Source organism: Candidatus Thiothrix phosphatis, from assembly GCF_035668035.1.
In the GTDB taxonomy this organism is placed as follows: Bacteria; Pseudomonadota; Gammaproteobacteria; order Thiotrichales; family Thiotrichaceae; genus Thiothrix; species Thiothrix phosphatis.
Genome location: NZ_JAYMYJ010000146.1, coordinates 1 through 12268, shown reverse-complemented (window position 1 = coordinate 12268; position 12268 = coordinate 1). Strand labels below are relative to the sequence as shown.

Below are 12268 nucleotides of genomic sequence, written 5' to 3'. Positions count from 1 at the left end.
TCAGGAGTCACCTCATGACTGCTCCCATTGAACAAACCGTTTCCAACGCAGCCAGCTACACGCCTACCAGCCCTGTAGTCATTAACTGCGACATCGACAAAATCTACTACGGCGATTTCCTCGCTGTGCGCAAGAGTGTCGTGCCGATTGAAAAGAACAAGATCACCGGCTTCATCGGCCCTTCCGGTTGTGGCAAGAGCACCGTGCTGCGCAGCCTGAACCGCATGAACGACCTGATCAGCGTGTTCCGCCTGGAAGGCCAAGTGACCTACCACGGCCAGAACATCTACGCCCGCAACGTTGACCCGGTGGTGGTGCGCCGTTACATCGGCATGGTGTTCCAGCAGCCGAACCCGTTCTCCATGAGCATTTACGACAACGTGGCTTTCGGCCTGCGCCTGAACCGCTTCAAAGGCAATATGGATGAGCGTGTACAGAAAGCACTGGAAGGTGCCGCCCTGTGGAAAGAAGTCAAAGACAAGCTTAAAAACAGCGGCCTGTCACTGTCTGGCGGCCAACAACAGCGCCTGTGCATCGCCCGTGCGATTGCCACTGAACCTGATGTGCTGCTGATGGATGAGCCTTGTTCCGCACTGGACCCGATCGCCACCCGTCAGGTCGAAGAACTGATGCTGGAGCTAAAAGAACATTACACGCTCGCGCTTGTCACGCATAATATGCAACAGGCGATGCGTGTGGCCGACAACACTTGTTTCTTCGGCGTTGACATTTCCCAAGGTGGCCGCACGGGCTATTTGGTGGAAATGGGCAAAACCAAACAGGTATTCGAAGATCCACAAGCACAGCTGACCAAGGAATACGTTGCCGGTGAATTCAGTTAAACCTGCTGCCTGCCAGTAGCGTCCATAACAAATAACAAGGGGGTTGCGATGCACTGGAATATTTTTGCACAGGAAGATGCTAGCCAACCCAGCCGTTACCGGCTGGATTTGGCGGCCATTGAACGGTCATTACGGGAAGTGCAGGCTGACTTTGAAAAAATCAACGCCCGCCTGGATTCACCCCATGATGCGCTGTCGGATGAAGTCGTCAGCAATATGCTGGCGGGTTACCGCTGCATCGATGAAGCGCTACGGTTGAATATCGACCTTTTCATGTTGGGCAATTCCGCCCGCATCCTTGAACTCAATATCCTGACTTTGTGCGGCGACGACTTGGCCAAGCGCAAACAACACGTAGCGCATATCCAGGCGACTGAACAACGTTTCTACCAGCAAAAAGATGGGTTCGGTGACCTGAAAGAGTGGCTGGAGCGGAATAAACATGAACCGGTATGGGAGCGCGCCGCAGGCGTTTACCTGCATATCCTCAGCACACCCCAACTGTTTATCGAAGGCAATCACCGGACTGGTGTCTTGATTGTCAGCTACCTGCTGGCGCGGGAAGGGCAGCCGCCGTTTGTGTTGACCAAGGATAACGCCCGCGCTTACTTTGACCCATCCAAACATGCGCATGACCGCAACCGCCACAGCCTGCCGATGATTTGGCAATGGCCACGCTTACAACGCGATATTGCTGAGTTGTTGCGCAATCAAGTCCGTCAGGAATTCTTGACTGTCGACAACACCTATTAGTGGAGGGTGGTGTTGGCACTGCCGCGCTTGAATTCCCCCCGGTTGGCGTCCAACATATTGTGGAAGCGCTCAGGGTCATTTTTCAGCATGATCACGTATTCCTCGATCAGGCCTTGCCAAGCGAACCCGCCATGCTCTTTCAAGTGGACAAGCGCAACCATCAGCAGTTTTGTGGCCGCCCGGATTTCACGTTTGTCGCCTTCGTGGTAGGAAACGACAAGTTCCCGGTATAAGGCTTCGACTTTTTCCAACGGGGTCATACTCATTTTGGGCATCCGGGCAAAACAATAAAGGGTGGCGTGATTGTACACCTGTTTATTGCCAGGAGGGGGAAGGCCAAACCATTTTCACCCAAATTTTATGGGTGGCCTGAAACCCCGCCAAATCTTGGTTCCCCCCTCATTCCAACGGAAACGCTGGCTCCAGCCAACTGCGCCCATCCTGTGCAATCAGCCTTTCAGAGCTTTCTGGCCCCCAGGTTCCCGCCGGGTAATTGGGGAAATCGCTCGGCGCGGATTGCCAGGCATCCAACACCGGCTGCACCACACCCCAAGCCACTTCCACCTGATCGGCGCGCATGAACAGCGTGGCATCGCCCTCCATCGCATCCAGCAGCAAGGTTTCGTAGGCTTCCGGCGGTGAGGATTGGTGAAAAGCGTCAGCGTAGCGGAAACGCATTTCCTGTGTGCACAAGCGCATGGAAACGCCCGGCTGCTTGACCTGGAAGCGCAACACAATACCTTCGTCAGGCTGGATGTCGATTTCGATGCGGTTGGGCCGCCAGTCAGGATTGGCGGCGGTCGGAAACGAGTTATGCGGAACTGGTCTGAAATTAATCACCGCCTGGGAAGCCTTTTGCGACAAACGCTTGCCAGTGCGCAGGTAGAACGGCACATCCTGCCAGCGCCAGTTGTCGACAAACAGCTTAAGGGCGGCGAACGTTTCCGTGGGGGAATCCTCGGCCACGTCTGGTTCGCGCCGGTAACTGGCCACCTTTTCCCCTTCCAACCAACCAGCCGCATACTGCCCGCGCGCCGCAAACCGATGCAGGTCATCCGTCGGCAACGGGCGAATGGCACGCAACACGTCAACCTTGCGGGCGCGGATTTCATCAGCCTCGAACGCCACCGGCGGCTCCATCGCAATCAGCGACAACACCTGCAACAGGTGGTTCTGGATCATGTCGCGCAGCGCGCCGGAATGTTCGTAATAACCGCCCCTGTGCCCTACGCCCACCTGTTCGGCCACCGTGATCTGCACATGGTCGATATAGTTGCGGTTCCACACCGGTTCGAACAAGGCGTTGGCAAAACGGAAGGCGAGGAGATTTTGCACCGTTTCTTTGCCCAAATAATGGTCTATCCGGTAAATCTGGTTCTCATCCAGCACGGCAAGCAGCGCCTGGTTGAGGCTGCGGGCAGAATCCAGGTCATGGCCAAACGGTTTTTCCACCACCACGCGGCTGCGCTGCGGGTCGCTGACCAGACCCGCCTGACCCAGGTTCTGCACGATGTCGCCCATAATGACCGGCGGGGTGGCAAGGTAAAAAATGCGGCAGGCGGCCTGCCCCCAGGCGGCTTCCTGTTCCGTCAGGGTCTGCGCCAACCCGGCATAGGTGGCCTGATCCTTGAAATCACCGGAACGGTAAGCGGTCAAGCGGGCAACAAACGCTTGCCATTGCGCATCATCGGTTTTGCCGCGCCGTGAAAACTGGTCAACGCCGTCATGCATCCGTACCCGCCAGTCCTCCAGCTCCGCATGTTTGCCGTCCATACCGACAATGGCGAATTGCCCTGGCAGAAAGCCGTCCAGATATAGGTTGTAGAGGGCTGGCACCAGTTTTCGCCATGCCAGATCGCCGCCAGCGCCGAAAATAATCACCGCAGTGGGCGGAAGCCTGATTTCTGCTTTCATGCGCGCTGAGTCCCTTTGGCAGCCAGCGTTTTCAACAAACCATGCCAGGATTTCACGAAAGCGTCAGCGCCTTCGTGTTGCAGGTCGTCAGCCAGTTGAGGGTAGCTGATCCCGGCCTGTTCATGCGCGGCGATGACCGCATCAGCGTCGCCGCCGTCTGCGCCCAACAATTCGCCGGGCGTCCCGCCTTGCGCATACGCCAACAGGGTTTTCTCCGGTAGGGTGTTGATGGTGTACGGGGCAACCAGCGAATCGGCGTAAAAGGTGGGGGAAAGCGCCGCATCCTTGACGCCGGTGCTGGCCCACAGCAGCCGTTGCGGTTGCGCGCCGAAATTCATCGCCCGTTGCAAACGGCTGGAGTTCAGGAACTCACTGTAGGCGTGGTATGTGCGCTTGCCGACTGCCACACCCAACTGGTTGCGCATGGAGGCCGGAACCTTGTCGGCGGCGGCTTTGTCCCAACGGCTGATGAACACTGAAGCGACCGAACGCACATCCGGATTCAGCCCCGCCTCAATGCGCCGCTCAACCCCGCGCAACCAAGCGTCAGCCGCCGCCTGATACTGCTCGGAGGAAAACAGCAAGGTCACGTTGACCGGCACACCCGCAAATATCGCTTCCTCAATGGCGGGCAAGCCTTCCGGCGTACCTGGAATCTTAATCAGCAGGTTGGGCCTGTCCGCCAGTGCATGCAGCCGTTTCGCCTCCGCCAAGGTACTGGCGGCGTCATAAGCCAGCAAGGGTGAAACTTCCAGCGACACCCAGCCATCCAGCCCATTGGTGCGGGCGCATACCGGGAGGAACAGGTCGGCGGCGCGGCGCAGGTCTTCCAGCGCCAGATCAAAAAATATTTCCTCGCCGTTGCCGCCAGCCTGCGCCTTTTGCTGGATGGCGGCATCGTAAGCCGAACTGTCGCCGATGGCTTGGTCGAAAATGGTTGGGTTGGAAGTCAGGCCGGTGACGTTGCACTCATTGATATAACGTTGCAGCGTACCGTCATCCAGCAGCGTGCGGGTGATATTGTCCAGCCACAAGCTGACGCCTGCCTGGTGCAATTGGTGGGTATGGGCTGGCATTACGGGTTACCTCCGGTTTTTTCATAATGGCCGCCAAAGCTGTAACGCATGGCGGATAACACTTTATCGGCAAATTCGCTTTCACCGCGCGAACTGAAACGGTCGAACAGCGCGGCGCTGATCACGGGCGCGGGCACGCCTTCGTCCACTGCCGCCTGCACCGTCCAGCGGCCTTCGCCGGAGTCGGACACGCGCCCGGCGAATCCGGCCAGTTGTGGGTCATGCTGCAAGGCGGCGGCGGTCAAGTCCAGCAGCCACGAGCCGACCACGCTGCCGCGCCGCCAGACTTCAGCGATTTCCATGAGGTTGAAATCATATTGGTAGAGTTCCGGATGGCGCATGGGCGCCGTTTCGGCGTCAGCAGCGTGTTCCCGTTTGCCTGCGTTGGCACCATGCAGGATGTTCAACCCCTCGGCCAACGCCGCCATCAGGCCGTACTCAATGCCGTTGTGGACCATCTTGACGAAATGGCCCGCGCCATGTTGCCCGCAATGCAGGAAGCCCTGTTCTGAGGTCGACGCCTCCCCTTGCCTGCCCGCTGTCCGTGGGGCGCTGCCCACACCGGGGGCCAACGCCGCGAAAATGGGGCTGAGGTGTTGCACCGGTTCAGCTTCACCGCCGATCATCAGGCAATAACCGCGCCCCAGCCCCCACACACCGCCGCTGACGCCCACGTCAATGTAATGCAGGTTGCTGGCCTGTAACGCCTCCGCCCGGCGGATGTCGTCATGGTAGTAGGAGTTGCCGCCGTCAACGATGATGTCCCCGGCCTGCAACAGCGGTTTGAGGTCTTCCAGCACCCGGTCGGTCACGGCCACCGGCAGCATCAGCCACAGGGCGCGCGGTGCCTCAAGCATGGCCACCAGTTCCTGTAAGGAGGCCGCCCCGGCCGCGCCTTCCTGGACGAGGGTGGCGACCGCCTCAGGACTGCGGTCATAAACAGCACAGGTATGGCCTGCGCGCAATAGGCGGCGAACCATATTGGAACCCATGCGCCCAAGTCCGATCATTCCGATTTGCATGCTTTGTCTCCTTTGGCGCCCGGGCATTCATCCGCTCGGATGGGGGTGCTGGCGCAGTGGTTTGTTCCGGCCATTTAACGGTATGAGGTTTGTCACTTGCATCGCTAATTCTAATCATTGTGCAGGGTGACTATGGAAATTGGGGATAGCGCCAGGAATCCACCGGCCTGTTCCGGTTTAGTGTTCTTCAGCCATCCTTGTCAGGACTAGGATAGCTTCAGAATATGCAGGGCGCCACTGCAAAATAAAACGGGCGTCATGAAGACGCCCGCTGCCAAAAGGGGTGGCAGGCCACTTAACCCGCCAGCCTATCCTTGTACTTGTCCCGGAACTTGCGCAGTTTCGGGCTGATGACAACTTGGCAATAGCCCTGCCCCGCATTCAGGTTGAAGTAATCCTGATGGTAGTCCTCCGCCTTGTAGAAGGTTTCGAACGGGACGATTTCCGTCACAATCGGGTCGCGGTATTCGCTTTGCAGGGCTTTTAGCACCTCTTCCGCCACCTGCCGTTGCTGATCATTATGGACAAGAATGATGCTGCGGTACTGGGTTCCCTTATCCGCGCCCTGACGGTTGAGCGTGGTCGGGTCGTGGGTTTCCAAGTGGATTTCCAGCAGGTCGCGGTAGCTGATGACATTGGGGTCGAACAGCACTTGGATGACTTCCGCATGGCCGGTGGTGCCTGCGCATACCTGGCGGTAACTGGGGTTGTCGGCATGCCCGCCGCTGTAGCCACTCGCCACCGAATAGACGCCCGCCAGTTCACAGAAAATCGCTTCGGTGCACCAGAAACAGCCACCGCCAAACGTGGCCGTTTCCAGTTGCGCCGTCACTTTTTTCAACGCAAGCGCATTCATGCAATAGCGCAAGCCGCTGGGCGGCGGGCCATCCGGAAAGACATGCCCCAAGTGCGCTTCACAGGTATTGCAGGTGGTTTCAACCCGGGTCATGCCGTGGGAATGGTCGGCATGGTAGGCGACCGCATTGCTGCTGACCGGCTGCGTAAACGAAGGCCAGCCGGTGCCGGATTCAAACTTGTTGCTGGCGTCAAACAGCAGGGTCCCGCAACAGACGCAACTGTACAGCCCCGGCTCGAACAGGCTGCACATCGCCGAACTGAACGGGCGCTCCGTACCCTGCTGACGGGTGACCCGATATTGTTCTTCCGTGAGTTGCGCGCGCCATTCCGCTGCGGTTTTCCTGACCATGCGGTCTGGCGCAGGGTTGCCGTCTTTGGCAAAGCGGAGAACATCATTCCAGTTAAGCATGTCCACAACTCCTTGACGTGCCGGTTCAGGCAGTCCATTTCAGGTTAAAGCAAAATATCCGTGCAAAGGTATACGGTTAGGCAACGATTGTAGATGCAGCGATTATGCCTGCTCCAATGCCATTGGTTTTCCCGCTGATTTTCCCACCTGTTGTGGAAATGGCCGCATTCCCACGGTTCTTGACGGACATTTTCCTGCCCGCCATTATGGTGCGGCGTTATTTTTACCCTGAACAAGAAGGCAAACCCATGCAAACCACCAAACCCGTCATCGGCTGGATCGGCCCCGGCATTATGGGCAAACCCATGTGCAAAAACTTGCTGAAGGCCGGTTTCCCACTGGCCGTATACGCCCGCCGCCCGGAATCCGCGCAGGAACTCACCGCTCTGGGTGCCAGCTTCCACACCAGCCCGGCGGCGCTGGCCGCCAACGCCGACATTGTCATTTCGATGGTGTCCGACACGCCCGATGTGGAGGCCGTACTGCTGGGCAAACAGGGTGTGGGCGAAGGCGCAAAACCTGGGTTGCTGGTGATCGACATGAGCACCATTTCCCCGGTTGCCACCCGTGACATCGCAGCCCGGCTGGCGGAAAAAGGCGTCCGCTTCCTGGATGCGCCCGTCTCCGGCGGCGATGTCGGCGCGATTGCCGGAACCCTCACCATCATGGTCGGCGGTAGTGCGGAAGACCTGGAATACGCCCGCCCTGCCCTCGCCGCCATGGGCAAAACCATTACCCACATTGGCGGGCATGGCGCAGGCCAGTTGGCCAAAGCGTGTAACCAACTGGTCGCGGCGCAAACGGTCATTGCGATTACGGAAGCGATGGAAATGGCCAAAGCCGCTGATGTCGACCCGGCCAAGGTGCGCGCCGCCTTGCTGGGCGGTTTCGCCTATTCGCGGGTGCTGGAATTGCATGGGCAGCGGATTCTGGATGAAAACTACCAACCCGGCTTCATGGCCAAATTGCACAACAAAGATATGCGCATTGTCACCAGCACCATCGCGGCTTTGGGGCTGAACATGCCGGGTGCGCAACGCGCCGCCGAATACATGCAGGCGCTGGTGGATCAGGGGGATGGGGATTTGGATTCGTCAGCGCTGGCGAAAATCGTCCAGCAACGGGTCAAGGCTTGACCGCCTGCAAGCGCAACAACAGCAGCCGCACGGCTTCACGGCGCAAATCTTCCTTGATGACTGCCTCCTCTTCCGCCGTGCCCAGCACATACTGGCCATCATAAACCTGGGAGCGTTCCGCACTGACGGTGCGCTCCACCCCTTCCGGCATCTCCCGGGTCTTGACCCTGAAGTCGACATTGACGAAATGGTTGAACTCCCGCACCTGCCGGGTGGAGGAGTAGCCGGACACGGAACGGCTTTCCTGCAAGTTGAGGATGGTAAGCGTGGTGGCGGCGTCCTGCTCATCCTGTTTGATGCTTGCCCCGGCGTCTTCCAGGCCGTCACGCAAGGCAATGCCGAAATCACTGCGCGGATCGATGCCCGCCAGATACACGCCATGGCCCAGGATGGCCGGTAGCGGTTTTTCCCCGCGCAGGTGGAAAGGCTCGCCGCCACAGGCAGCCAGCCATACCAACAGGTTCAGGATGAGCAGCAGTCTTTTCATCAGTTCGCCACAATGTTGACCAAACGGCCCTTGACGACAATGACTTTCTGCACGGTCACGCCTTCCAGGAATTTCTGCACATTTTCATTCATCAGCGCCGCTGCCTTGACGCCCTCTTCGCTGGCGTTGGCGCTGACCTGCACTTTGCCGCGCACTTTGCCGTTGACCTGCACAATCAGTTCCAGCGTATTCTGCACCAAGGCGCTGTCATCAACCTCCGGCCAAACGGCGTCGATAATGGCGTCCTCATGACCCAGCGCCCGCCACAATTCATGGCAGATATGCGGCGTGATCGGTGCCAGCATCAGCACCGCCATTTCCAACGCCTCCTGCCGGACTGCCCTGCCCTGCGCACTTTCATCGGTGAAACGGCCAATCTCATTCAGCAGCTCCATATTGGCGGCGACCGCCGTATTGAAGGTATGGCGGCGCGCCATGTCATCGCTGACTTTCTGTACGGTCTGGTGCACTTTACGACGCAGCGCCTGTTGGGCATCATCCAGCTTACCCGTTGCAGAAGCTTCGGCAACGCCTGAAGAAACGTGGTCAAACACCTGTTTCCACAAACGGCGCAGGAAACGTTGCGCGCCTTCCACGCCGGAATCCGACCATTCCATGCTCTGGTCTGGCGGGGCGGCGAACATGGAAAACAGGCGCAGGGTGTCGGCACCATAACGCTCAATCATTTCCTGCGGGTCAACGCCGTTGTTTTTGGACTTGGACATCTTGGTGACGCCACCGGGCAACACCGGCTGGCCATCCGCCAATAGAGCCGCGCTACTGACCCGACCCTTGTCGTCGCGCTCCACGCTGACCGCATTGGGCGGAAACCATTCCTGCCCGCCTTCCGGCTTGTCACGGTAGAACGTTTCTGCCAGCACCATGCCCTGGGTCAGCAGGTTGGTGAAGGGTTCATCCGACTCCACCAGGCCACTGTCACGCATCAGCTTGTGGAAGAACCGCGAATACAGCAGGTGCAGGATGGCGTGTTCAATGCCGCCGATATACTGGTCAACCGGTAACCAGTAATTGGCCGCCTGCGGGTTCAACATGCCCTCCCCATAACCGGGGCAGGTGTAACGGGCGTAATACCAGGACGATTCGAAGAAAGTGTCAAACGTATCAGTTTCACGGGTGGCGGGCTTGCCGCAGCAGGGGCAAACCGTCTGGTAGAATTCCGGCATCCTTTTGATGGGCGACCCGCCTGTTTCATCAAAAGTGACCGCTTCCGGCAATACGACCGGCAAATCCTTTTCCGGGACTGGCACGACGCCACAGTCATCGCAGTAGATGACCGGGATCGGGCAACCCCAGTAACGCTGGCGGGAAACGCCCCAGTCGCGCAGGCGGAAATTCACCCGGCGGCGGCCTTTGCCCTTTTCCGTCAGCCAGTTGGCGATCGCTTCAAATGCATCGGTTGAATTCAGGCCGGTAAATTCACCGGAATTCACCAGCACGCCCTTGTCAGTGAAGGCGGCGGCGCTTAGGTCGGGGCTGCTGCCGTCTTCTGGCGCAATCACCTGGACAATTGGCAAACCGTAAACCTGCGCAAATTCCCAATCACGTTGGTCATGCGCCGGAACCGCCATGACCGCGCCGGAGCCGTAGGACATCAGCACGAAATTGGCGGCCATGACCGGCACGCTCTCGCCTGTGACTGGGTGGATGGCCACTTCGCCGGTCGCCACGCCTTTCTTTTCCAAGGTGGCCATATCGGCCTCGGCGACCTTGACCTGCTTGCATTCCTCAATGAACGCCGCCAACTGCGGATTGGCTTCCGCCGCTTTCAGCGCCAGTGGGTGCTGGGCGGCGACGGCGATGTAGGTCACCCCCATCAGGGTGTCGGGACGGGTGGTGAAAACCGTCAGTTTGCTGTTGGAACCGGCCAGGGCAAATTCAAGCTCCACCCCTTCGGAACGCCCGATCCAGTTTTCCTGCATGGTGCGCACTTGTTGCGGCCAACCCGGCAGGTTACGGATTTCTTCCAGCAATTCATCGGCATAGGCCGTGATCTTCAGGAACCACTGGTCGATTTCCCGCTGTTCAATCAAGGCACCGGAACGCCAGCCGCGCCCATCAATGACCTGTTCATTGGCCAGCACGGTTTGGTCGACCGGATCCCAGTTGACGGTGGACTTCTTGCGGTACACCAGACCCTTTTCGTACAGCTGGATGAAAAACCATTGCTCCCAGCGGTAATACTCGGGTTTGCAGGTGGCGATTTCACGCGACCAGTCCAAGCCAAGGCCCATGGACTTGAGCTGCCCGCGCATGTAGTCGATATTTTTATACGTCCAGGCGGCAGGGGCCGTATGGTTTTTGATGGCGGCGTTTTCCGCTGGCAGGCCGAACGCATCCCACCCCATCGGTTGCAGCACATTCTTGCCACGCATCCGCTGAAAACGCGCGATCACATCGCCGATGGTGTAATTGCGCACATGCCCCATGTGCAGGACGCCGCTGGGATACGGGAACATGGACAGGCAGTAATACTTTTCCTTGTCCGGGTTTTCGGTCACTGCAAATGTGCGGTTTTGTTCCCAGAACTGCTGGATTTCAGGCTCCAGCGCTTTGTGGTTGTACTGTTCCTGCATGATACTCACGGGCTAGCTGATTGATTGTCAAAAGTGCGAAGCATACAAAGCCTGCTGACAGATTACCAGCAACCGGCTCAAGTAAGCGCAGGATTATAGTGGCGGGAACCGTACCGCAGAGTACGCCAGTGAGTTTAGTCCTTGGTCTCGCCGTTGGCTTTTCCCTTATTCTTGTCAGGTTCCGCAGGCTTGGTTTTATCCGCCGCCTTGGCAGCTTTTGCCTTGTCCTGGCCTTGCGGTTTAAGGGCGGCCTTTTCGGCAGGAGCCTTGTCCGGGTTGGCGGCCTTGCCCTGCCCGCTTTTGTCCGCCGGGGTGGGTTTGGCGGCAGGCTTAACGGGAACTGGCGCTATTGCAGCGCTTTGGCCAAGGCTGGCGGGCGGCGTCAGCGCAGGCATTGCCTTGAACAATTCCTGGAAAAACTGCTCATCAAAGAGGGAGCCATTGGCGGGGGCAGCCGTCGTCGGAGGATTTTTGAGGAAATGCTCGCCAAATGGTTTGCCATCGGGCATCGCCTGGTTAAAGAGCGCGCCCTGCATATTCAGCGATTGCAGCAATGCCTGTTTTTTTTCCTTGGGCAAAGCGTTGCTTGCCTGGATCTGAGCGCGGATTTCTGCGGGCGAGCCTTCAAAGGAAAAACTCTGGCTGTCGCTGCTGCCATCGCCGCCGCTGTCCTGGTAATTGATTTCCGCATGGTAACGCCCATCAGGCAGCGTATAAACCTGCATGCCTTCGGATTGGCTGCTCCAAGCCATCGGCGTGGGGGTGGCGGGGCTGGCATTGGCCGCCAATGACACGGGCACCACGAATACGGCAGGCAGGATAAATAGGGCAAGGTATTTTGCTGGCATGGCTGAACTCCCTCTATGGCTCGCGTTGATTCCGGAAGCAGCCTTCTGTCCCCGCCCATACCAAGAACAGGGAGACGCCCATCAAGGATGTCTCCCTGTTCCCAACCTTATTGGGCTGGCGCAGGCGCTGCAGGTGGTGGAGCCGCCACGGCTGGCGCGGGTTGCGGAACCGCTGGGGCAGGCGCTGCTCCCGGCGCAACCAACGCTGGCGCAGGTTGTGCTGGGGCTATAGCCGGTGGTGGAGCCACGCTTTCCAGCAGTTTGTCATTGCCGCCGCCATCCAGCAAGGGTTTGACGGCAAACCCTGCAAGTTGGAAAAATTCTGGCCG

General features: G+C 58.6%; 12 protein-coding genes. 3 read left to right on the top strand and 9 right to left on the bottom strand.

The window, feature by feature from the left end; genetic code table 11:
- Positions 1-14 precede the first annotated feature (14 nt).
- Both pstB and VSS37_RS18590 read left to right on the top strand, forming a co-directional pair.
- A complete protein-coding gene (pstB, locus tag VSS37_RS18595) occupies positions 15-842 on the top strand; it encodes a phosphate ABC transporter ATP-binding protein PstB (RefSeq protein ID WP_324697622.1) in 828 nt (275 codons plus the stop codon).
- A 48-nt stretch (positions 843-890) separates the two neighbouring features.
- A complete protein-coding gene (locus VSS37_RS18590) occupies positions 891-1595 on the top strand; it encodes a hypothetical protein (RefSeq protein WP_324697620.1) in 705 nt (234 codons plus the stop codon).
- On the opposite strand, the gene VSS37_RS18585 is transcribed toward VSS37_RS18590, so the two are convergent.
- The 5 genes from VSS37_RS18585 to VSS37_RS18565 all read right to left on the bottom strand — a co-directional run bounded on the left by VSS37_RS18585 (position 1592) and on the right by VSS37_RS18565 (position 6874).
- A complete protein-coding gene (locus tag VSS37_RS18585) occupies positions 1592-1861 on the bottom strand; it encodes a hypothetical protein (protein ID WP_324697618.1) in 270 nt (89 codons plus the stop codon). The genes VSS37_RS18590 and VSS37_RS18585 overlap by 4 nt on opposite strands.
- A 133-nt stretch (positions 1862-1994) precedes the next feature.
- The gene (gene zwf / locus VSS37_RS18580) at positions 1995-3509 is read right to left on the bottom strand and encodes a glucose-6-phosphate dehydrogenase (RefSeq protein ID WP_324697616.1); all 1515 of its coding nucleotides are present in this window, start codon (positions 3507-3509) and stop codon (positions 1995-1997) included.
- Complete coding sequence (gene tal / locus VSS37_RS18575) at positions 3506-4585, bottom strand: transaldolase (protein ID WP_324697614.1); 1080 nt, start codon at positions 4583-4585, stop codon at positions 3506-3508. The genes zwf and tal overlap by 4 nt, the downstream gene beginning before the upstream one ends.
- Complete coding sequence (gene gnd, locus VSS37_RS18570) at positions 4585-5607, bottom strand: phosphogluconate dehydrogenase (NAD(+)-dependent, decarboxylating) (RefSeq protein ID WP_324697612.1); 1023 nt, start codon at positions 5605-5607, stop codon at positions 4585-4587. Before gnd ends, tal begins: the two co-directional genes overlap by 1 nt.
- Positions 5608-5902: 295 nt before the next feature.
- On the bottom strand, positions 5903-6874 hold the full coding sequence (locus VSS37_RS18565) for a bifunctional methionine sulfoxide reductase B/A protein (RefSeq protein ID WP_324697611.1): 972 nt from the start codon (positions 6872-6874) through the stop codon (positions 5903-5905).
- A gap of 104 nt (positions 6875-6978) precedes the next feature.
- Between VSS37_RS18565 and VSS37_RS18560 the strand changes: the two genes are divergently transcribed.
- Positions 6979-8010, top strand: a complete 1032-nt coding sequence (locus VSS37_RS18560) for an NAD(P)-dependent oxidoreductase (RefSeq protein WP_324697609.1) — start codon at positions 6979-6981, stop codon at positions 8008-8010.
- Here the strand turns inward: VSS37_RS18560 and VSS37_RS18555 are convergent.
- The 4 genes from VSS37_RS18555 to VSS37_RS18540 form a co-directional block, all read right to left on the bottom strand.
- On the bottom strand, positions 8000-8497 hold the full coding sequence (locus VSS37_RS18555; RefSeq protein ID WP_324697607.1) for an LPS-assembly lipoprotein LptE: 498 nt from the start codon (positions 8495-8497) through the stop codon (positions 8000-8002). The two genes, VSS37_RS18560 and VSS37_RS18555, sit on opposite strands and share 11 nt — an antisense overlap.
- Positions 8497-11091: a leucine--tRNA ligase gene (gene leuS / locus VSS37_RS18550; protein WP_324697668.1), complete on the bottom strand. Its 2595-nt coding sequence runs from the start codon at positions 11089-11091 to the stop codon at positions 8497-8499. Before leuS ends, VSS37_RS18555 begins: the two co-directional genes overlap by 1 nt.
- A gap of 134 nt (positions 11092-11225) precedes the next feature.
- Positions 11226-11939: an NADH-quinone oxidoreductase subunit E gene (locus VSS37_RS18545; RefSeq protein ID WP_324697605.1), complete on the bottom strand. Its 714-nt coding sequence runs from the start codon at positions 11937-11939 to the stop codon at positions 11226-11228.
- Positions 11940-12046: 107 nt separating this feature from the next.
- Positions 12047-12268 (bottom strand): hypothetical protein (locus tag VSS37_RS18540; RefSeq protein ID WP_324697602.1); only part of this gene is annotated, 222 nt, incomplete at its 5' end.

What these genes read in the sequence shown, in the direction of transcription:
- pstB (WP_324697622.1), top strand. Translation starts at nt 15, where the DNA reads ATGACTGCTCCCATTGAACAAACCGTTTCCAACGCAGCCAGCTACACG.
- VSS37_RS18590 (WP_324697620.1), top strand. Translation starts at nt 891, where the DNA reads ATGCACTGGAATATTTTTGCACAGGAAGATGCTAGCCAACCCAGCCGT.
- VSS37_RS18585 (WP_324697618.1), bottom strand. Translation starts at nt 1,861, where the DNA reads ATGAGTATGACCCCGTTGGAAAAAGTCGAAGCCTTATACCGGGAACTT.
- zwf (WP_324697616.1), bottom strand. Translation starts at nt 3,509, where the DNA reads ATGAAAGCAGAAATCAGGCTTCCGCCCACTGCGGTGATTATTTTCGGC.
- tal (WP_324697614.1), bottom strand. Translation starts at nt 4,585, where the DNA reads ATGCCAGCCCATACCCACCAATTGCACCAGGCAGGCGTCAGCTTGTGG.
- gnd (WP_324697612.1), bottom strand. Translation starts at nt 5,607, where the DNA reads ATGCAAATCGGAATGATCGGACTTGGGCGCATGGGTTCCAATATGGTT.
- VSS37_RS18565 (WP_324697611.1), bottom strand. Translation starts at nt 6,874, where the DNA reads ATGCTTAACTGGAATGATGTTCTCCGCTTTGCCAAAGACGGCAACCCT.
- VSS37_RS18560 (WP_324697609.1), top strand. Translation starts at nt 6,979, where the DNA reads ATGCCTGCTCCAATGCCATTGGTTTTCCCGCTGATTTTCCCACCTGTT.
- VSS37_RS18555 (WP_324697607.1), bottom strand. Translation starts at nt 8,497, where the DNA reads ATGAAAAGACTGCTGCTCATCCTGAACCTGTTGGTATGGCTGGCTGCC.
- leuS (WP_324697668.1), bottom strand. Translation starts at nt 11,091, where the DNA reads ATGCAGGAACAGTACAACCACAAAGCGCTGGAGCCTGAAATCCAGCAG.
- VSS37_RS18545 (WP_324697605.1), bottom strand. Translation starts at nt 11,939, where the DNA reads ATGCCAGCAAAATACCTTGCCCTATTTATCCTGCCTGCCGTATTCGTG.